Source organism: Bradyrhizobium sp. IAR9 (assembly GCF_013408065.1).
Classification (GTDB): Bacteria; Pseudomonadota; Alphaproteobacteria; order Rhizobiales; family Xanthobacteraceae; genus Bradyrhizobium.
This window is the reverse complement of record NZ_JACBZW010000001.1, coordinates 90,447-110,002: the sequence shown is the minus strand read 5'-3', so window position 1 is coordinate 110,002 and position 19,556 is coordinate 90,447. Positions and strand designations below refer to the sequence as shown.

The following is a 19,556-nucleotide window of genomic DNA, read 5'->3' as shown; positions in this document are numbered from 1 at the left end:
GGAAATCGCTACCAAGGGGGTTGATCTGGTTGGTCAGAACCTAGTGCTTGGGAGCCCAAAGGGGAAGGCTTTTGCGCTGCGGCGAAACCAAGCGAAACCTCTGCTCAAACAACGATATTCCTGAGAGGCGCGCCCGGCGGCAATCAGCTCGGCCGCAAGCCGGGATATCGATGGGAGGAAACGCCTGCGCTCCGTCCGGCCAGGGAAGATGACAGTCGTGACCAGCCAACTCGCGACAAACTTTTTCCAAGCCCGAGGCTTCTCGCCATCGAGGGCCGTGGATGACGCCCGGATGGTCGAATCATATCGGCCCGAGGAACGGCTTTCTGTTCGGCGATTGACGGGCTTGTGAGATTACTCAGCCAGGGCGCGACTGAGGCGGGGCGTGGTGCGGTCGGATGGAAACGCCCAAGTGCCGCTGTGGCAGCAATATCACATGAAATCTTGGTAAGCTTGATCGTGTATCCCAATGTTTCAAAATGAGAAAAATCCCTGCGAGACAGCCGTCTTTTGAATTTCGAGCGGTTCGTTTCCACTTCGTAGGCAGAGCCATCTCGCAACTGCGGGACTGTCCCGCAGTTCAGCGCCCGGCTAGTATGATTTTCGAGGTTCCGCAGAAAGCATCGCCGCTGTGAACGAGTTGTCCAAAGCCCCCCGACTGTCGCGCCGCGAATCGGCTAATCCGGCTGCGCGGCGGTTCGATCTGCCCGGCGGGGGATGGATGTGACAGAGGATGTTCCTGCGATCGCCACGCGGCGATCTGAAGGTTCTGCATCCCGGACGCTGCGCGCGGCGCGCTGGATTGCGGTGATGTGCCTTGCCGCCGGTTCGGGGGCTTGCGTGCTGACCCAGGATCTTCCCGATCCCGCCCTCGACGTTCCCACGCAGTACAAATACGCGGGCAAGGGTGATGCGCCGCCGTCACTGGATTGGTGGCGCGGGTTCCGCTCCGCGGAGCTGACGCAGCTGATGGAGGAGGCGCAAACCGTCAACCTCGACATCGCCGCCGCCGTTGCGCGCATCGTCCAGGCCGACGCCCAGGCGCGGCAGGCGGGGGCGGCGCTGCTGCCGAGCGTCTCGACAGGCGGATCGGAAACCTATTCGCGCACCTCGGGCTCGAGCGCGTCCGGCCTTTCGATCGGCGGCCGCGAAGTCGTCAATTATTCGGCCTCGCTGAGCGCGAGCTACCAGCTCGACTTCTGGGGCCAGAATCGCGATGCGCTGCAATCGGCGGAAGAGACGGCGAACGCCAACCGCTTTGACCGCGACACCGTCGCGCTGACGACGCTGGCGGCCGTCGCCAACGCCTATTTCCAGGTGCTGGCCTCGCAGGACCGCATCAGGACCTCACAGCGCAACATTGCGAGCGCGCAGCGCATCCTCGATGCGGTCAGGGAGCGGCGCAGGGCCGGCACCGGCACCGATCTCGACGTCGCCCAACAGGAGAGCGTGCTTGCCAACCAGAAAGCCCTGGTGCCGCCGCTGCGCCAGACGCTGGACCAGAACGTCAACGCGCTCGCCGTGCTGGTTTCGCGCCCGCCGGAAAGCGTGCGCGTGCTCGGCGGCTCCCTTGACCGGATCGCGATCCCGCGCGTCACGCCCGGCCTGCCTTCGGAGCTGCTGACGCAGCGGCCCGACATCCGCCGACAGGAGGCGCAGCTTGCCTCGGCGACGGCGAATATCGGCAATGCCCGTGCTCAGTTCTTTCCGACCATTCAGCTCACCGGCAATGGCGGCTATCAGAGCTCGGCTTTGGTCTCGCTGTTCCAGCCGCATGCGGCCTTCTTCCAGCTCGTCGGCAGCGCCACGCAGCCGATCTTCGACGGCGGCAAGATCCTCGGCAATTTCGAGTTGGCCAAGGCGCGGCAGGACGAATTGCTCCAGACCTACCGCAAGACCATCATCCAGTCGTTCGCCGACGTCGACAATGCGCTGTTCTCGATCAAGCAGACCACGATCAAGCTGCAATTGCAGCGCGACGTCGTCGTCGCCTCACGCCGCGCCTTCGATCTCTCCGAGCAGCAACTGCGCGCCGGCACCGCCGACATCGTGACTGTACTCAACACTCAACTGACCCTGTTCCAGGCGGAAGACGCGCTGTCACAGGCGCAACTGGCCCGCTTGCTCGCCATCGTCAGCCTGTATCAGGCGCTCGGCGGCGGCTGGGAGCCGCGAATGGAGAAACCGGTCAATGCTCTTTAAGCCGGATACCAAGCAGGACGCGAAGGAGGGGACGGCGAAGAAGTCGCGCGGCCGCGGTTTCGTCATGACCCTGATCACGCTCGCGATCCTTGGTGGCCTCGGCTATCTCGGCTGGAACGCGATGCACCAGAAGCCGGCTGCCGACCGCAACGCGCGGCCGGACCTGCCGGTGCCCGTGCTGGCGGCGACGCCCCGCGTTCAGGACGTTCCGGTCTATCTCGACGGCGTCGGCGCGATCCGCGCGCTCAACACCGTGACCGTGCGCTCGCAGGTCGACGGCAAGCTGATCGCCGTGAATTTTACCGAAGGGCAGGACGTCAAAAAGGGCGACGTGCTCGGCGAGATCGATCCCGCGCTCTACCAGGCAACCTACGACCAGGCGGTCGCCAAGAAGGCGCAGGACCAGGCCCAGCTCGCCAACCAGCGCATCGACCTGACACGGTACGAGCAGCTCGCTGCCTCCAACGCCGGCTCCAAGCAGCAGGCCGACACCCAGCGCGCGCTGGTCGCGCAGACCGAGGCGCTGGTCAAGGCCGACCAGGCTGCGATCGACAACGCGGCGGCGACGCTGAGCTACACCAAGATCGTGGCGCCGCTCTCAGGGCGAGCCGGCCTGCGCCAGGTCGACCAGGGCAACATCATCCACGCCGCCGACACCACGGGCCTCGTGGTGATCACGCAATTGCAGCCGATCGCGGTGTGGTTCAGCCTGCCGCAGCAACAAATCATGCGCGTCAACGCCGCGGCGTCGAAGGGCACGCTCGCGGTCGACGTGTTCGGCAATGACGGCATCACGGTGATCGATACCGGCAAGCTCACCGGCATCGACAACCAGGTCGACCAGACCACCGGCACGCTCAAGCTCAAGGCCGAGTTTCCCAACGCCAACTACCAGCTCTGGCCGGGCCAGTTCGTCAATGTCCGTCTCAAGGTCGAGACGCTGACGCAGGCGCTGGTGGTGCCGACCTCGGCCGTGCAGCGCGGCCCGATCGGGACGTTCAGCTATGTCATCGGCGAGGACAATATCGTCTCGGCCAAGCCCGTGACCGTGACCCAGCAGAACGAGCATGACGCGGTGATCGCCAGCGGCCTGTCGGCGACCGACAGGGTCGTCACCACGGGCTTTGCCAATCTGTCCGACGGCTCCAAGGTGACCATCGGCCGCGACGACCAGACCCCGTCGGCCGATCTCGCCCCGCGCAAGCGGTCGCGCGGGCCTGACGCCCAGAAGAAGGATGGTGCCAAGGAAGGGCAGAAGGAGCACCAGAAGGAACAGGGTAAGGACGGCGAGTTCCGCGCCAAGCGCAAGAGCAGCGAGGGCGACCAGAAGGGGCAGACCGGGCCGGCCCCGGGGCCGGGGGCAGCGGGAAGTGGAGCCAAGCAGCAATGATCCCGACAACAGCCGCTTGAAGCGGCAGGCAGATCCCATGGGTGTCTCCGAACCCTTCATCCGCCGTCCGATCGCGACCTCGTTGCTCGGCATCGCGCTGCTGATCGGCGGGCTGCTGGGCTATTTCGCGCTGCCGGTCTCGGCGCTGCCGCAGGTCGATTTCCCGACCGTGCAGGTGACGACGCAGCTTCCGGGCGCGAGCCCCGACGTGATCGCCTCACTGATCACCGCGCCTTTGGAGCGGCAGCTTGGCCAGATCCCGTCGCTGTCGGCGATGAACTCGACGAGCTCGTTCGGTGTCAGCCAGATCTCGCTCCAGTTCGATCTCAACCGTGACATCGACGGCGCGACCCAGGACGTGCAGGCCGCGATCAACGCAGCGGCGGGCGTGCTGCCCAAGACGCTGCCTTATCCGCCGACCTACGCCAAGGTGAACCCGGCGGACGCCCCGGTGATGACGCTGGCGCTGCGCTCCGACACCATCTCGCTGCGGGCGATGAGCGACATCGCCGACACGCTCCTGGCGCAACGGCTGAGCCAGATCTCCGGCGTCGGACGGGTCTCGGTGCTGGGCGGGCTGAAGCCGGCCGTACGCATCCAGGCCGATCTGGCGCGGCTCGCCGCCTACGGCATCGCCATGGAAGATCTGCGCACCGCGATCGCCAATGCCAATGTCTCGGGGCCGAAAGGCTCGCTCGACGGCGCGCAGCAATCCTACATCATCGCGGCCAACGACCAGATCGCCGCCGCCGATGCCTACAAGCCCGTCATCATCGCCTACCGCAACGGCTCGCCGGTCACCATCGCCGACGTCGCGCGGATCGTCGATGGCCTCGAGAACGACCGCACCGGCGGCTGGTACCAGGGCACGCCCGCCGTCATCATCGACATCCAGCGCCAGCCCGGCGCCAACGTCATCGACGTCGTCAGCCAGATCCGCGCCGAAATCCCCAAAGTGCAGCGCGCGATCCCGGCCGGGGTGAACCTCACCATCGTCTCCGACCGCACCGTGACCATCCGCGCCTCGGTCCACGACGTGCAGTTCACGCTGGTCCTCAGCGTCGTGCTGGTGACGCTGGTGGTGCTGCTGTTTCTGCGCTCGCTGCGGGCCACCCTGATCGCCGGCGTGGCGCTGCCGCTGTCGCTGATCACCAGCTTCGGCATCATGTATTTCGCCGGCTTCAGCCTCGACAATCTGTCGCTGATGGCGCTGACGATCGGCACCGGCTTCGTCGTCGACGACGCCATCGTCATGATCGAGAATATCGTCCGCCACATGGAGAACGGCGACGGGCCGATGGAGGCCTCGCTGAAGGGCGCCAGCGAGATCGGCTTCACCGTGATCTCGCTGACGGTGTCGCTGATCGCGGTCTTCATCCCGCTGCTGTTCATGTCCGGCCTCGTCGGGCGCATGTTCCGTGAATTCGCGTTGACCTTGACGATCGCGGTGGTGACCTCGGCCGTGGTCTCGCTGACGCTGACGCCGATGATGTGCTCACGGCTGCTCAAGCACGCCCATGAGGAGCTGGCGGTGCCGGGCCTCGCCGCCATCAGTCGCTTCATCGACCGCACCGTGGAGGCCTATCACCGGACGCTGCTCTGGGTGCTGGAGCGCCAGCGCGCCACGCTGGTCGTGACCTTCGCCACGCTGATTGCGACCCTCGTCCTCTACGTCGTTGCGCCAAAAGGCTTCCTGCCGCTGCAGGACACTGCCTCGATCACGGCGGTGACGGAGGCGGGGCCGGACGTGTCGTTCGCGGAGATGCAGAAGCGGCAGGGCGAGGTCGCCGACACCATCAAGGCGGATCCTGACGTGGTCGGCGTGGTCTCGGTGATCGGCGCCGGCTCGGTCAATCCGACCACCAATGTCGGCCGGCTCGTCATGACCTTGAAGCCGCGCGGCGAGCGGCGCGACGATGTCAGCGTGGTCGTGAGCCGGTTGAAGCAGCGGGTGGCGGGCATTCCCGGCATGACCGTCTATTTCCAGCCGGTGCAGGACGTGCAGATCTCGACCCAGTCGAGCCGCTCGCAATACCAGTACACGCTGACCGGCACCGATGCGGCGCTGGTGTCGGAATGGGCGCGCAAGCTGGTTACGGAGATGCGGCGCGATCCCCTGTTCCGCGACGTCTCCTCGGAGGCGCAGGAAGGCGGCCTGCGGGCGCAGCTCGACGTCGATCGCACCCGCGCGGGCCAGCTCGGCGTCAGCCTGCAAGGCATCACCGATACGCTCAACGATGCCTTCGCGCAGCGCCAGATCTCGACCATCTACGGCCAGGCCAACCAGTACCGCGTGGTGCTGGAGGCGCTGCCGATGTACCAGCGCGATCCCTCGATCCTGTCAAAACTCTATCTGCCGGGCGCCGCGAGCACTACAGTCGGCGCGCCCAATGCCCAGGTGCCGCTGTCGGCCGTGGCGACGCTGAAGCGCACCACGGCCCCGCTCGCGATCTCACACCAGGCGCAATTCCCGTCCGTGTCGCTCAGCTTCAATCTCGCGCCGGGTGCCGCGCTCGGCGATGCCGTCGAGGCCGTGAAGGCGATCGAGACCCGGATCGAAATGCCCAACAGCATCGTCGGCGTCTATGCCGGCGATGCCGCTGAGTTCGCCAAGGCGCTGGCGGGACAACCCTGGCTGCTGCTTGCGGCCGTGATCACGATCTACATCGTGCTCGGTGTGCTCTATGAGAGCTACATCCATCCGATCACGATCCTGTCGACGCTGCCCTCGGCCGGCGTCGGGGCGATCCTGGCGCTGGTGTTGTGCGGGCAGGACCTCTCGGTGATCGGCCTGATCGGCATCATTTTGCTGATGGGTATCGTCAAGAAGAACGCGATCATGATGATCGACTTCGCGCTCGAGGCCGAGCGCGGGCAGGGCATGTCGCCCAACGAGGCGATCGTGCAGGCCTGCCTGTTGCGCTTCCGTCCCATCATGATGACGACACTGGCGGCGCTGTTCGGCGCCTTGCCGCTGGCGATCGAGAGCGGCACCGGCGCCGAGCTGCGGTTTCCGCTCGGCATCTCCATCATCGGCGGGCTGCTGCTCAGCCAATTGCTGACGCTCTACACCACGCCCGTGATCTACCTCGCGCTCGACCGCATCAACCGCCGCCTCGAGCAGGCGCTGCCGCCGGCCGAATCCGGCGGCCCGCCGGTCGCGGGCGCGACCGAGGGGATGCAGTGATGGCATCGATCTCGGAGCCCTTCATCCGCCGCCCGGTTGCCACCACGCTGCTGTCGATCGGGTTGTTCCTGCTGGGTGTGGTCGCCTACGATTTCCTTCCCGTCGCCTCGGTCCCGAACGTCGACTTCCCCGCCATCTTCGTCTCGGCCAGCCGGCCCGGCGCCGACCCGTCGGTTATGGCGGCCACGGTGGCTTCACCACTGGAGCGGCGGCTCGGCGAGATCTCGGGCATCAATCAGATCACCTCGACCTCGACGCTCGGCAACACCAGCATCCAGCTCCAGTTCGACATCGGCCGCAACATCGACAAGGCCGCGCGCGACGTGCAGGCGGCGATCAACGCCGCGATGGTCGATCTGCCGAGCGACCTGCCGACGCTGCCGCGTTTCCGCAAGGCCAACACGGCCGGCGCGCCCGTCTTCGTGCTGGCGCTGACCTCGAAGACGCTGTCCGCCAGCGCGATTTACGATGTCGCCGACACGGTTCTGGCGCAGCGCATCTCGCAGGTGCCTGGAGTCGGCGACGTCACGGTATCAGGCGCCGACCAGCCGGCTGTGCGGGTCCAGCTCAACCCCGTCGCGCTGTCGAACGCCGGCATCGCCACCGACGACGTCAGGACCGCGATCGTCAACGCCAACCCGCTCGGTCCCGTCGGCATCTTCAACGGCGAGCGCCAGAGCGAGACGCTGGCGCTCAACAAGCAGATGCACACGGCGAAAGAGTTCCGCGACATCGTCATCAAGAGCGCCAACGGCAATTTCGTGCGGCTGTCCGACGTCGCCGACATCGAGGATTCCGTCCGTAACGCCCGCTCGATCGCCTGGTTCAACAAGCAGCCGGCAGTGCTGATCCAGATCACCAAGCAGGGCGATGCCAACGTCATCGACACCGTTGACAGGGTGAAGGCGCTGGTCCCCCAGCTGAAGCAGTGGATTCCGGCCGGCGTCGAGATCTCCACCCTGGTCGACCGCACCGGCACGATCCGCGCCAGCGTGCTCGATATGCAATGGACGTTGCTGGCGACCGCGGTCCTGGTGATGGTCGTGGTGTTCGTGTTCCTGCGCAGGCTGACGCCGACCATCGCGGCCGGCATCTCGGTGCCGCTGGCGCTGGCCGGCACCTGCGCCGGCATGTGGGTCGCGGGCTTCTCGATCGACAATCTGTCGCTGATGGCGCTCGCGATCTCCGTCGGCTTCGTGGTCGACGACGCCATCGTCATGATCGAGAACATGTACCGCAATCTCGAGCACGGCATGCGGCCGTTCCGGGCAGCGCAGGAGGGCGCGAAGCAGATCGGCTTCACCGTGGTCTCGATCAGCCTGTCGCTGATCGCGGCATTCACGCCGCTGATCTTCATGGACGGTATTGTCGGCCGCCTGCTGCGCGAATTCTCGCTGACGCTGACCTTCGCTATCCTGGTCTCGACGCTGGTGTCGCTCACGGTCACGCCGATGATCTGCGCTCATTACATCCGGCAGGCCACGTCCGGCACGGCGACGCTGTTCGATCGGGTGATCGAGGGCTCGCTGTCGCGCATCGTCGCCTTCTACGCCCGGACCTTGCGCACCGTGCTGGACTATCCGCTGGCGACGCTGCTGGTGTTCTTCGCCACCATCGGCCTCACGGTGACGCTCTACATCAAGGTCCCCAAGGGCTATTTCCCGACCGACGATTCCGGCTTCGTGATCGGAGCGACGCGTGCCTCGGCCGACATCTCGTTCCAGTCGATGCTCGGTCTCCAGCAGCGGCTCGCCGACATCGTGATGCAGGATCCGGCCGTGGCCGGCATCGGCTCGACCGTCGGCGCCGGAGGCGGGCCGGGGGGAGCGACCTCAAACCGCGGCATCATGTATATCAGCCTGAAGCCGCCGGAGGAGCGCGACCACGTCTCGACGCAGGTCGTGATCGACCGTCTGAGGCGCGCGCTGTACCCCGTGCCCGGCATTCGCCTCTTCATGTTCGCTGCCCAGGACGTCCGTGCCGGCGGGCGGCAGAGTGATTCCGACTTCCAGTACACGCTGACCAGCACCGACCTCGGTCTGCTGCAGAAGTGGGCGCCGATCGTGGCCAAGCGCATGGAGAGCGTCGAGGGCATCACCGACATCTCCAGCGACCGCGATCCCGGCGGGCTTCAGCTGACCCTGAACATCGATCGCCAGAAGGCCTCGGCACTCGGCGTCAGGGTTCAGGACATCGACAACGCGCTGAACAACGCGTTCTCGCAGCGGCAGATCTCGATCATCTACACCCAGCGCAACCAGTACATGACCGTGCTGGAGATCGATCCCAAGTTCCAGGTCGATCCCTCCAACCTCGAGCGCATCTACGTTGCCGGCGCGAACGACGCGCAGGTGCCGCTGTCGGCCGTGGTGCATGCGACGCGTGGGTTGGCCGCGCTCGCGGTCTATCACTCGCAGTCGTTTCCCTCGACGACGGTGTCGTTCAACCTGCTGCCGGACGTGCAGCTTCAGGCAGCGACCCAGAACATCCAGCGGGCGGTGGAGGAACTGCACATGCCCGAAGGCATCCGCGGCAGCTTCGACGGCAACGCCGGCGACTTCGCCAAGACCAGCGGCCGCCAGCCGCTCCTGATCCTCGGCGCGCTGGTGGCGATGTATATCGTGCTCGGGGTGCTCTATGAGAGTCTCGCCCATCCGCTCACGATCATCTCGACGCTGCCCTCGGCGGGGTTAGGCGCACTGCTCGCCTTGCAGCTCACCAATACGCCGCTGACGGTGATTGCCTTCGTCGGCATCATCCTCTTGATCGGCATCGTCAAGAAGAACGGCATCATGATGGTGGATTTCGCGCTCGACGCCGAACGCCAGCGCGGCCTGTCCTCGGCGGAAGCGATCTTCGAGGCCTGCCAGGCGCGCTTCCGGCCGATCCTGATGACGACCATGGCGGCGCTGTTCGCCGGCATCCCGCTGGTGGTGGCGACCGGCCCCGGCACGGAGCTGCGCCGTCCGCTCGGCATCACCATCATCGGCGGCCTGTTCGTCTCGCAGATCCTGACGCTCTACACCACGCCGGTGATCTACCTCTTGATCGATCGCCTGCGGCGCCGGTCCGCGCCGCGCCCGGTGCCTGCGCCCGCGGAATAGGTTGTTGAAGCGCCGCATCAAGCGTATAGCGGCGCCCATGTCGAACCCGCCAGACACGGCCGCCGCGCCGGCCGATCCGATCCCCGAGTGCCCGCATTGCCAGAAGCCGATGCCGCTGTGCATCTGCGACAGCGTCACGCCAATCGAAAATCGCCTCTCACTCCTGATCCTCCAGCACCCGCAGGAGCAGGACAGGGCGCTCGGCACCGCGCGCCTGCTTGCCAGGCATTTTGCCGATGCCACGGTGCGGGTCGGCCTGTCCTGGCCGAGCCTGTCCAAGGCGTTGGGACGGCCGGTCGAGAATGCCGCGCGTTGGGCCGTGCTCTATCTCGGCTCGGCCCGCGCCGCCGATCTCGAAGCGGAAGGCGAAATCGTCGCGCTCAACCGCAAGGGCGAGGTCGCGGAGAACCAGCGCGCGATCCTCGGCAAGCTCGAAGGCGTCGTGCTGCTCGACGGCACCTGGAGCCAGGCCAAGGCGCTGTGGTGGCGCAATCCCTGGATGCTGAAATGCCAGCGCGTCATCCTCAACCCGGCGCACCCCTCGCGCTATGGCCGTCTGCGCAAGGAGCCGCGCAAGGACGGGCTCTCCACAATCGAGGCCGCGGCGACGATTCTCGCCGGGCTCGAGCGGCGTCCCGACATCGCCGAGACGCTGAATGCGAGCTTTGAACGCCTGTTAATACGCTACCGCGAGGTCCAGGCCGAGATGCCGGAATTGGCGCCAAAACCTGCCCCGAAGGGCCGGCGCGACTTCCGGCGGCGCAAACGAGCCTGACTTCGGCCCGCATCATCTGTACGGTCGATTGCACCGCGACAGCCGGGCGTCTAGAGACGATCGGCCGAAACCGGTTGCGATCTGCTCTCCTGTTGCGGCATCGGAGAGCGAGAACCTGAGGGGCAGTCGAATTCAGCTCGCAGCGAAGGAAATCCTGGCACAGGCGGCGCGGCCCGATCGTTGGGGCACGCTCGCGCTGATGGACATTTCGCTGCGCTACCGCCGGACCGTGATCGGCCCGCTCTGGATCACGCTGACGCTGGCCGCGACGATCGCAAGCGTCGGCACCGTCTATGCGGCCCTGTTCAAGCAGGACATCGCCACTTTCCTGCCGTCCTTCGCGGTCGGCCTGATCGTCTGGACCCTGATCGCCACGACGCTCCAGGAAGGCTCCAACATCTTCGTGGTATCAGGCCATCTCATCAAGGCGGTGCCGGCCCCGCTGATCGTTCATGTCCTCCAGATGATCGCGCGCAACGTCCTCATCTTCGCACATCATTTGGTGATCGTCGTGCTGCTCTACGTCGTGATGCCCTGGCCGCTGCGCTGGAGCATGCTGCTCGCGCTGCCCGGCTTTGCGATCCTGTTCCTCACGCTGCTCGGCGGCTCGGTCGCGCTCGGCATGCTCTGCGCGCGTTTTCGCGACATTGGTTCGGCGGTCGTCAGCGGCCTGCAATTCGTCTTCTTTCTCACGCCGATCATCTGGACCGAGGACAGCGCGCGCGGCACCGCGTTTCACTGGCTGACGCGGGTCAATCCGTTCGCGACGCTGCTCGATCTGGTGCGCCGGCCGCTGTTGTCGCAGCCGACCGATGCGGAGCAATGGCTGTTAGGGGCACTCTATGCGATCGTCGTGGCCGTCATTGGCCTCGGCTACTACGCAAAATACCGCCATCGTGTGGCGTATTGGCTGTGATGCGCGCATGACCAGGACGGCCCACATCGTGCTTCGCGACGTCTCGGTCACGTTTCCTGTGCTGTCGTTTCGCGACCGCTCGCTGCGCAGCCGGTTCGTCAGCGCCGTGACGCTGCGGCGGAAGGCGGCGGTCTCGCACCTCATCACGGCGTTGAACGAGGTCAGCCTCGACATCCGCGCCGGCGACCGCCTCGCCATCATCGGCGCCAACGGCGCCGGCAAGACCACGCTGCTGCGGGTTCTCGCCGGCATCTACCATCCGACGGCGGGGAGCATCGACGTACGCGGCCGCTGCCTGTCGCTGTTCGATTTGCAGGCCGGCTTCGACGAGGAAGCAACCGGATACGAGAACATCATGCGGCGGGGGCTCGTGATCGGCGCGCGGCGCGCCGAGATCGACGCGCGGCGGGCGGAGATTGCCGAGTTCACCGAGCTCGGCGACCGCCTCGACCTGCCGCTGCGCACCTATTCCAGCGGCATGATGCTGCGCCTGATCTTCGCGGTCGCAACCGCGGTCGAGGGCGAGATCGTGCTGCTCGACGAATGGATCGGCGTCGGCGACCAGCAGTTCCGCAAAAAGGCGCGGCAGCGGCTGGATGAAATCGTCGCCCGCGCCGGCATCCTGGTGCTTGCCTCGCATGACATCGAGCTGATCCAGAGCACCTGCAACCGGGCGATCCTGCTGGAGCAGGGGAAGATCATCGCGGCCGGCGCAACCGATACGATTCTCGCGCAATATCTGGCGGGGTCCGGCGGGAGGAACGCGTAGCGGTTCGAAGGTCCCGTGACGGCCAAAATCGGACGAAGGCGGTTGCCTAAACCCTTCATCCCCTATATTGCTCCGGCCTTACGGGGCCACGTGGCGGAGTGGTTACGCAACGGTCTGCAAAACCGTGTACACCAGTTCAATTCTGGTCGTGGCCTCCATCACATCCCTCTGATCTCCCAGCACAATTCGATCTCGCCGCCGGCTCCGCTGATGCTGCGCGAAATGTTCTGCCGACCTGAGAGGCGGATCGATCTCCGGGTTTGTCCGGAGCTCGCTGGCCCCCCGATTCAGTCTCGTTGGCATAGACTTCGCATCTGCGAAGCGATGCGACTGACATCAACGAGCGCTGGAGCACCCGTGGGCGACATCGTCCGATTTGTCCCGAAATCCGAGCTGGAGCGGGCCCGCCTCATTCGCGAGGCTCGCGCGATCTATGACAGCATCTTTCCATCGGCCGCACCCGACCGGGTGCCGCAGGATGGCGAGGATCGCATCAAGACCTGATCGGCGCAGCGCCAAGTTTTACGCCCAGTGCCTATGGCAAAACGCCCGCGAAGCGGGCTCTCGGGCTCAGGGTGAAAGCAGCTTCAGCAGGCCGCGTACCAGCCGTCGGGGAACGGCAGAAGGGGCCAGGCGCCCTCATTGTCATTGGCGGCTTTGGGCGTCGCGTGAAAACTCCACGAGCGGGGCACGAATTCCTCCTCCGGCGCGGGAGCAAAGTCTTCAATGACCATGGCGTCCCGGACGGCATCCAGCAACAAGTTGAATTCGGCTTCGCTTCTCATCGCACCCTCGCAGAACGCGGACGGCGCAATGTCGCAAAGCCGGTTTGTTACCCGGTTGAGCGGATCGTTCGCATTTTAACGATCCGGCGATCGGGTCCCGATTGGTTAGCGGTTTGTGAAAATCCCCTGGGAAACTCTAGGTTCCTCCGCTGCGCCGGCAGTGTGAAAGAGATCACATCCTCGGCGGTTTATTTCTCTTAACCCTTTTCGCAAGCGGCCCAATGCGGGCCGGAGCGGGCAGGGCGAAGGGAAGACTGGTCATGAAGGCGAGGTTCTTGCGGTTTGCGGGTGTGAAGAGCCGAGCCCGCCGCGCCTCCACGGTCGGGCTGTTCCTGACGCTGTTTGCTTCCACCGCCCACGCGCAGGGGACAGCCGAACAGCGCCGGGCCTGCACGCCCGACGTCTACCGGCTCTGCGCCGGCGAAATACCCAACGTCCGCGCCATCACGGCGTGCCTGCGGCGCAACCGCTCGAGCCTGAGCGAAGCCTGCCGCAGCGTATTCGATCAGGCCGGCGGTTAAGGGCCTGTGGATGTGTGCGCAGCAAGTGGCTCGCGTCGGCTGACGAATTCGCGATAGCGGTTCTGTGGATATGCTGCGGACAGGCTGTGGATAGCCTTTGAGCCGATGCGAGTGAGAGAAGAAGGGCTTGCCGAGCGCTCGCTGCATTTCGTCTCAAATTGCAACCCGTGCGTGCAAGAAGTCTTGATTGGGTGTGATCTGGGGTGAACGCCCGGCTTGAACGCGCGTCCCGGGCACAACGACTAATAGTAAGAGTGCATGAGGATCAGGGAAACGTGATCAGACCTCCTCTTTCTAAAGCACCAAAATGGTGCTTTAGTGCTTTCCATGAGTCAATCGCCCCGAAACGCGCCATCTGCGCTGCGTTACAGGCTTGCCCCTGACCCGGCCGCCACGGCCGCGCTGGAGGCGACGTTTAGGGCTTATGACCGCATGATGGAGATCCTCGATGAGGTCGCGCGGAGCCACAATGTCGGCTCCAACGTCGTCCTGCTGCATGCCCACGCCTATGACCCGATCCGCAAACAGACCGCGCTGCCCTCGCGCCTGGTAACGCTGGGCCTGCGTGACCGCGCCGAGTATCGCGCAGCACAGGGCCGCCGTCTGCCGCTCGACGACAAGCTCGCCAAGATCAAGGGCCCGGCCACCATTTCGATCGCGACCGTGCAAGGGCGCTTCAACGTGCCCTTCGATTATGCCGGCTATGCCGAGGGCTGGGGGCAGAGCGTGCCCGCGCGCCTCATCCGCACCGACGACGGCTTTGAAGTTCACTACGGCGTCACGCCGAACAATCTGCCAGAGGAGGAGAACGCCATGGATACCATCGCTGCCGCTCCCGAAAACTTCCTGTCCCGGGTCGGGCGCCTGATCGCCGGGATCGCCTATGACGCGATCGAGCAGGCCGAAGGCAAGAACAAGCTGAAGGTGGTCAGCCAGGCCATCCGCGAGATCGAACGCGCCGAGAGCGAAGCGCGCGACGCGCTCGCCGCTGCGCGTGCCGAGGAATATCGCCTCAACGCGCGCCGCACCGAGATCGAGCGCGAGATGGCCGATCTCGCGCCCAAGATCGAGGGCGCGATCGCTGACAGCCGCGACGATCTCGCCCGCGCCGGCATCGCGCGCCAGATGGATCTGGAGGCCCAGTTCGATGTGCTCTCCCGCGCCATCGACGAGAACAACGAGAAGATCGAGCAATGCATCACCTCGCTGCGCGCGGTGCTGTCTGCGCTGCAGGACGCCGAGCAGCGCCGTGCCGATCTCGAAAAGAGCGAGGCGGCCGCAAGCCATCAGGCCTCGACGTCATCCCGAAAACAGGGCGGCGGCTCTGCGGCAGCGAAGGCGCTGCGGGCGGGCAGGGCGGTGGCACGCGCCACCGGCGTGCCGCCGGGCATTCCCTATTCGAGCGACATCGACGAGCTCAGCACGCTGCATCGCGACAAGGAAATTGCGGCGAGGCTCGCGCGGTTGAAGTCGCGCTCCTGAGTGCCGTGTCATGAGCGCTCTGCTCGAACACGTCATGTCGCCGGAGGTCAGGCCGTTCGCGATCGCGGCGGCCATGATCCTCATCGTCGGCTCGATCGAAGTGGTCTCGATGCTGGTCGGGGCTTCCTTGAGCGAAATGCTCGGGACCAACATCGATTTCGGTCACCCCAGCGACAATGGCGTGATCAACGCCATTTCCTGGATCAATGTCGGCGGCGTGCCGCTTCTGATCTTCCTGTTGCTGCTGCTCGGCGCCTTCTCCATCACCGGCTTCCTGATCCAGGACATCGCGCGAATGGTTGCGGGGCCCTTGCCGGCAACAGTGGCCTCGGTGGGGGCCGTCGTGATCTCGGTTCCGGTGGTCCGCGCTGCCAGCAGGGCGATCGCGCGGGTCATTCCCAAGGATGAAAGCTATGCCGTCGGCTTAGGGGATCTCGTCGGCCGCATCGGTGAGGTTGTCATAGGCCCGCTCGACCAGGGGCCGCCCGGCAAGGTCAGCGTCGCCGACGTCCACGGCAACCGCCATTTCGTCTGGGCGGTTGCGGCGCCGGCGTCATCGCCCCTGCCACAGGGAACCATGGTCCTGCTGGTCGATCGCGACGGCACCCGCTTCGTGGCGGTCAGGGCCGACGATGAACTCAAACCTTCCAAGCCCACTCTAAACAGTTAGCAAGTCATTATCGGAGAGCATCATGTTCGACATCGCAGTCCCGGCCATGATCGGCGTCGCGCTGATCGTCGTCCTCGGGATCGTCTTCACCATCCTCTACAAGCGCGCCACCCGCGACGAGGCCTTCGTGCGCACCGGCCTCGGCGGCAAGAAGGTCGTGCTGGACGGCGGCGCCATGATCCTGCCGATCTTCCACTCCTATGCCAGCGTCAATCTGAAGACGCTTCGGCTCACCGTGGAACGCAAGGAGCGGGAATCCCTCATCACCAAGGACCGGCTGCGCGTCGACATCGTCGCCGAATTCTACGTGCGCGTCCGGCCCGACGATGAGAGTATCGCGCTTGCGAGCCAGACGCTGGGCGCACTGACCAATGACGCCGAAGCCCTGCGCAACCAGGTCGAGGCGAAATTCGTCGACGGCCTGCGCTCGGTGGCGGCGACCATGAGCATCCTCGAACTCCAGGAGAAGCGCTCGGACTTCGTCAAACATGTGCAGGCGACAGTCGAATCCGACGTCAAATCCAACGGCCTCGAGCTTGAATCCGTGTCGCTCACGAAGCTCGACCAGACCGACGTCAAGTTCTTCAACCCGGAAAACTTCTTCGACGCCGAAGGTCTCACCCAGCTCAAGACCGTCACCGAGACGCGCCGGCGTGACCGCAACGCCATCGTGCGCGACAACGAGGTGGCGATCGCCCAGAAGGACCTCGAGGCGCGGCAGCAGACCCTCGGCATCGAGCGGACCAAGAAGGAGGCCGAGCTGTCGCAGGAGCGCGACATCGCCAACAAGACCGCGAGCACCCGCGCCGAGGTCGCAACCGCGACGCAGACCGCGCGCCTCACTGAGGAAAATGCCCGCATCGATACCGACAGGGCGGTCGCCGAGAAGGAGGCGGGCGCCAAACAGGTCAAGGAAACCGCGGTGATCGAGTCGGATCTGGCGATCAACAAGCGCAAGACCGACGCCCAGCGCGAGATCCAGATCGCGACCCAAGAGAACGAGATCCAGATCGCGTCCAAGAGCAAGCAGACCTCGGAGGCCGTTGCCGAGGCCAAGACCGCCGAAGCGATCGCGGTCTCCGCGGAGGAAAAGGTCGTGACCGCACGCGCGGTCGAGGTCGCCGATCGTGCCCGTCTCACCCAGGTGCTGGCCGCGCGGACCGAGGCCGAGCGCAAATCGACGGAGCTGATCGTCGCGGCCGAAGCCGAGAAGAAGGCCTCGCTCGATCGCGCCGAGGCCGTGAAGACGCTGGCCACCGCGGAAGCCGAGTCCAACAAGATCAAGGCCGTGGGTGTGCGCAACATCGGCGAGGCGGAAGCGGCCGTCATCACCATGAAGAACGAGGCGCAGAACAAGCTCGGCAGCAACGTCATCGACTTCGAGATCGCCAAGAAGCGGATCGAGACGATGCCGTCGGCGCTGGCCGAGATGGTCAAGCCCATCGCCAACCTGAAGGACGTCCGTATCCTGCACACCGGCGGCGCGTTCGGCGGCAACGGCACCGGTGGAGGCAATGTCGGCTTCGGCGAGGGACTCGCTGGCGAGCTGCTCAAGGTGCACGCGCTGCGTCCGATGATCGACGAGATCCTGCGCCAGAGCGGCTTTGCGCCCGGCGAGGATCCCGTGAAGGCGCTGGTCGGCGCCGTGACCGGGAAGAGCAACGGCGCCGCCGTGCCCGCGCCGGCACCAGAGAAGACGAACACCGCCGATCTATGAATGCCCGTTCATTGCTGCGGAGAATTCGAATCGATAAACAGGCTGAGCGCGTCTCGCGTCGCGCAACGTGCCGGAGTGACGATCGATCGTCTTGAACCTTTCGATCGCACTCCGGACGGATCTTCCAAGGCAACGACATTGGTTGCCGCGGCGCCTGCGCCGATCGACGCCAGGCGCTGAAGCCTGTTTTCGATCGGGGAATTTCATATGAAATATTTTCTGTCTGGACTGATCGCGATCGGCCTTTCGATCGCCACCATGCCCTCGTTCGCGGCCGATGCCCGCAACGTCACCGTCGTCAACGAGACCGGCTATGCCATCAAATTCCTGGGCTTCAACGCGCCGGACGATGGCCTGGACGAATGGGACAATGAGCTCGAGAAGGTCTTGCAGAACCAGGCCAGCACCTATGTCGAGTTCGACGAGGACGACGAGGGCTGCGTCTGGAACATCCGCGTCGACTGGCAGAACTACGACGAAGCCGTGCTCTGGAAAAACGTCAACCTCTGCAAGATGACCGCGCTTCGGCTGCGTTACGATCCCGGCACCAAGACCACCTCGTTCCTTGCCGAGTAGTCTCTGGCAGACATGGCCCGGAGGAGGGGGCATCCCAGCCTTCCTCCGGCGCATTGCGGATGATGACGAATTCGTCCTTTGCAAGCGCAAGCGGCTTTGTTATACGCAGCCGCGCGCGAACGACTGGTTCGCCTTTTCCTCGGTAGCTCAGCGGTAGAGCATCCGACTGTTAATCGGATGGTCGCTGGTTCGAATCCAGCCCGGGGAGCCAAATCCTTCCGCAAGGTCAACGGGTTACGGGCGCATTCTCGCGCGATATGCAATCTTGTTGCCTTGCCCTCTGAACCGCGTTTTCGCGATCCCGGCTGGGAATCGCATTCAAGCAGATGTGTTGTGGGTTGGCCCCGTCACGCCATGCGGACGGCGCCAAATCGACTCAATTGAAATCGAGCTTCGCGATAGCCGGATCTTAACGGAGCTGATTCCCATGCCAGACATCCAGGTCGACCATATGGCCCCCTCGATTCTGCCGGCCGACATTCCCGAGCTCAGTGACGACGAATGCCTCGCCTGTCTGGCGCGTGCGGTCGAGACGCCCGATTCGGCGCGGCTGGATGAGGTCGCCGCTCTGATCGGCCGCCTTGCGGTGGCCATCGAATAATCCGTCCCGACCCTGATGCGGTAACATGCGGAGGCCTTAGCTGCGCAGGCTAACGGCCGTGTTGCGTTTTGGCCGTGCATGCTCCAAAGATGCCGCGAATTTCGTCCGCGGCATCGTCCGCCTTGCAGGGTCCGCAAATGTCCGGTTTCTCGACCGCGCGCCTCAAAATGGTCGATGGCCAGGTGCGCACCAATGACGTCACTGACCGTCGTGTTCTCGATGCCATGCTCACGGTTCCGCGGGAAGCCTTCGTGCCGGCCGACCGGCAGGCGTTGGCTTATCTCGACCTCGACCTCGACGTGAGCGAAGGCGCGGCCAAGCGGTTCCTGATCAAGCCGCAGCTGACCGGCAAGCTGCTCCAGGCCGCCGAGATCGGCGAGGGCGACAACGTGCTGGTGGTCGGCTGCGCCACGGGCTACCTCGCCGCACTGACCGCCAAGCTTGCACGCCAAGTCACCGCCACCGAATGCGATTCGGCTTTGGCCGCGAAAGCCAAGGCCGCCCTGAACCTTGCCAACGTCACCTGCAAGGCCGCGGCCTGCGCCGAAGGCGATCCGTCCGCCGCTCCCTTTGACGTGATCATCCTCAATGGGGCGACTGAGGTCGTGCCGGAAGCGCTGCTCGGGCAGCTGAAGGAGGGCGGGCGTCTGGTGGGGGTGTCGGCCGAATCGAGGCCGCCGCGTGCCATAATCGTGACCCATACCCATGGTGAATTCGGCCATCGGGCCCTGTTCGACGCTGCCGCTCCGGTCCTTCCCGGGTTGGAACGGGCTGCCGCCTTTGTGTTCTGACGGCCCAAAACGCGATAAAATCCCGTTCTGAATCAGAAGTGTGGCCGGGATGCTGCACGTAAAGAGTTTC

The 19,556-nt window shown here is 65.1% G+C and carries 15 protein-coding genes, 2 tRNA genes and 1 pseudogene; 17 read left to right on the top strand and 1 reads right to left on the bottom strand.

What is annotated here, in order from left to right; translation table 11 throughout:
• The first annotated feature begins 717 nt into the window (after positions 1-717).
• From GGD67_RS00480 to GGD67_RS00440, 9 genes and pseudogenes are all read left to right on the top strand, one after another.
• Entirely contained in the window at positions 718-2,202 is a 1,485-nt protein-coding gene (locus GGD67_RS00480; protein ID WP_179730505.1) for an efflux transporter outer membrane subunit, read from the top strand.
• Positions 2,192-3,592: an efflux RND transporter periplasmic adaptor subunit gene (locus GGD67_RS00475; protein ID WP_179730504.1), complete on the top strand. Its 1,401-nt coding sequence runs from the start codon at positions 2,192-2,194 to the stop codon at positions 3,590-3,592. The genes GGD67_RS00480 and GGD67_RS00475 overlap by 11 nt, the downstream gene beginning before the upstream one ends.
• Positions 3,593-3,629: 37 nt before the next feature.
• Positions 3,630-6,779: an efflux RND transporter permease subunit gene (locus GGD67_RS00470; protein ID WP_179730503.1), complete on the top strand. Its 3,150-nt coding sequence runs from the start codon at positions 3,630-3,632 to the stop codon at positions 6,777-6,779.
• On the top strand, positions 6,779-9,883 hold the full coding sequence (locus tag GGD67_RS00465; RefSeq protein WP_179730502.1) for an efflux RND transporter permease subunit: 3,105 nt from the start codon (positions 6,779-6,781) through the stop codon (positions 9,881-9,883). The genes GGD67_RS00470 and GGD67_RS00465 overlap by 1 nt, the downstream gene beginning before the upstream one ends.
• A gap of 37 nt (positions 9,884-9,920) precedes the next feature.
• A complete protein-coding gene (locus GGD67_RS00460; RefSeq protein WP_018320406.1) occupies positions 9,921-10,658 on the top strand; it encodes a tRNA-uridine aminocarboxypropyltransferase in 738 nt (245 codons plus the stop codon).
• A 199-nt stretch (positions 10,659-10,857) separates the two neighbouring features.
• Positions 10,858-11,574, top strand: coding sequence for an ABC transporter permease (locus GGD67_RS00455; RefSeq protein WP_246784242.1), 717 nt, complete (start codon positions 10,858-10,860; stop codon positions 11,572-11,574).
• A gap of 163 nt (positions 11,575-11,737) precedes the next feature.
• Positions 11,738-12,343 (top strand): annotated as a pseudogene (locus GGD67_RS00450) (ABC transporter ATP-binding protein); the annotation flags it as partial.
• A gap of 84 nt (positions 12,344-12,427) precedes the next feature.
• A tRNA-Cys gene (locus tag GGD67_RS00445) sits at positions 12,428-12,501 on the top strand.
• 199 nt (positions 12,502-12,700) lie between these two features.
• Positions 12,701-12,847 carry a hypothetical protein gene (locus GGD67_RS00440; RefSeq protein WP_018320409.1) on the top strand — a complete coding sequence of 49 codons (147 nt, stop codon included), beginning with the start codon at positions 12,701-12,703 and terminating at the stop codon, positions 12,845-12,847.
• Between the two features lie 83 nt (positions 12,848-12,930).
• Here the strand turns inward: GGD67_RS00440 and GGD67_RS00435 are convergent, their stop codons facing one another.
• The gene (locus GGD67_RS00435; protein ID WP_018320410.1) at positions 12,931-13,128 is read right to left on the bottom strand and encodes a hypothetical protein; all 198 of its coding nucleotides are present in this window, start codon (positions 13,126-13,128) and stop codon (positions 12,931-12,933) included.
• A 260-nt stretch (positions 13,129-13,388) separates the two neighbouring features.
• Here GGD67_RS00435 and GGD67_RS00430 point away from each other — a divergent pair, with 260 nt between their 5' ends.
• The 8 genes from GGD67_RS00430 (at position 13,389) to GGD67_RS00395 (ending at position 19,486) form a co-directional block, all read left to right on the top strand.
• Positions 13,389-13,649, top strand: a complete 261-nt coding sequence (locus tag GGD67_RS00430) for a hypothetical protein (RefSeq protein ID WP_026202356.1) — start codon at positions 13,389-13,391, stop codon at positions 13,647-13,649.
• 318 nt (positions 13,650-13,967) lie between these two features.
• Positions 13,968-15,131 carry a PspA/IM30 family protein gene (locus GGD67_RS00425; RefSeq protein WP_179730500.1) on the top strand — a complete coding sequence of 388 codons (1,164 nt, stop codon included), beginning with the start codon at positions 13,968-13,970 and terminating at the stop codon, positions 15,129-15,131.
• A gap of 10 nt (positions 15,132-15,141) precedes the next feature.
• Entirely contained in the window at positions 15,142-15,801 is a 660-nt protein-coding gene (locus tag GGD67_RS00420; protein ID WP_018320413.1) for an OB-fold-containig protein, read from the top strand.
• Between the two features lie 22 nt (positions 15,802-15,823).
• Positions 15,824-17,518, top strand: a complete 1,695-nt coding sequence (locus GGD67_RS00415; protein WP_018320414.1) for a flotillin family protein — start codon at positions 15,824-15,826, stop codon at positions 17,516-17,518.
• Positions 17,519-17,725: 207 nt separating this feature from the next.
• Positions 17,726-18,094: a hypothetical protein gene (locus GGD67_RS00410; protein ID WP_018320415.1), complete on the top strand. Its 369-nt coding sequence runs from the start codon at positions 17,726-17,728 to the stop codon at positions 18,092-18,094.
• Positions 18,095-18,230: 136 nt separating this feature from the next.
• Positions 18,231-18,305, top strand: a tRNA-Asn gene (locus GGD67_RS00405).
• A 216-nt stretch (positions 18,306-18,521) separates the two neighbouring features.
• Positions 18,522-18,695 carry a hypothetical protein gene (locus GGD67_RS00400; protein WP_018320416.1) on the top strand — a complete coding sequence of 58 codons (174 nt, stop codon included), beginning with the start codon at positions 18,522-18,524 and terminating at the stop codon, positions 18,693-18,695.
• Positions 18,696-18,832: 137 nt separating this feature from the next.
• Positions 18,833-19,486 (top strand): protein-L-isoaspartate O-methyltransferase family protein, encoded by a 654-nt coding sequence (locus GGD67_RS00395; protein ID WP_092258300.1) that lies wholly within the window; start codon positions 18,833-18,835, stop codon positions 19,484-19,486.
• Positions 19,487-19,556 lie beyond the last annotated feature (70 nt).

Excerpts from the sequence above, each read along its gene's own strand:
- GGD67_RS00420 (WP_018320413.1), top strand. The coding sequence starts at position 15,142 with ATGAGCGCTCTGCTCGAACACGTCATGTCGCCGGAGGTCAGGCCGTTC.
- GGD67_RS00455 (WP_246784242.1), top strand. The coding sequence starts at position 10,858 with ATGGACATTTCGCTGCGCTACCGCCGGACCGTGATCGGCCCGCTCTGG.
- GGD67_RS00460 (WP_018320406.1), top strand. The coding sequence starts at position 9,921 with ATGTCGAACCCGCCAGACACGGCCGCCGCGCCGGCCGATCCGATCCCC.
- GGD67_RS00395 (WP_092258300.1), top strand. The coding sequence starts at position 18,833 with ATGTCCGGTTTCTCGACCGCGCGCCTCAAAATGGTCGATGGCCAGGTG.
- GGD67_RS00410 (WP_018320415.1), top strand. The coding sequence starts at position 17,726 with ATGAAATATTTTCTGTCTGGACTGATCGCGATCGGCCTTTCGATCGCC.
- GGD67_RS00430 (WP_026202356.1), top strand. The coding sequence starts at position 13,389 with ATGAAGGCGAGGTTCTTGCGGTTTGCGGGTGTGAAGAGCCGAGCCCGC.
- GGD67_RS00415 (WP_018320414.1), top strand. The coding sequence starts at position 15,824 with ATGTTCGACATCGCAGTCCCGGCCATGATCGGCGTCGCGCTGATCGTC.
- GGD67_RS00400 (WP_018320416.1), top strand. The coding sequence starts at position 18,522 with ATGCCAGACATCCAGGTCGACCATATGGCCCCCTCGATTCTGCCGGCC.
- GGD67_RS00470 (WP_179730503.1), top strand. The coding sequence starts at position 3,630 with ATGGGTGTCTCCGAACCCTTCATCCGCCGTCCGATCGCGACCTCGTTG.
- GGD67_RS00465 (WP_179730502.1), top strand. The coding sequence starts at position 6,779 with ATGGCATCGATCTCGGAGCCCTTCATCCGCCGCCCGGTTGCCACCACG.
- GGD67_RS00475 (WP_179730504.1), top strand. The coding sequence starts at position 2,192 with ATGCTCTTTAAGCCGGATACCAAGCAGGACGCGAAGGAGGGGACGGCG.
- GGD67_RS00435 (WP_018320410.1), bottom strand. The coding sequence starts at position 13,128 with ATGAGAAGCGAAGCCGAATTCAACTTGTTGCTGGATGCCGTCCGGGAC.
- GGD67_RS00480 (WP_179730505.1), top strand. The coding sequence starts at position 718 with ATGGATGTGACAGAGGATGTTCCTGCGATCGCCACGCGGCGATCTGAA.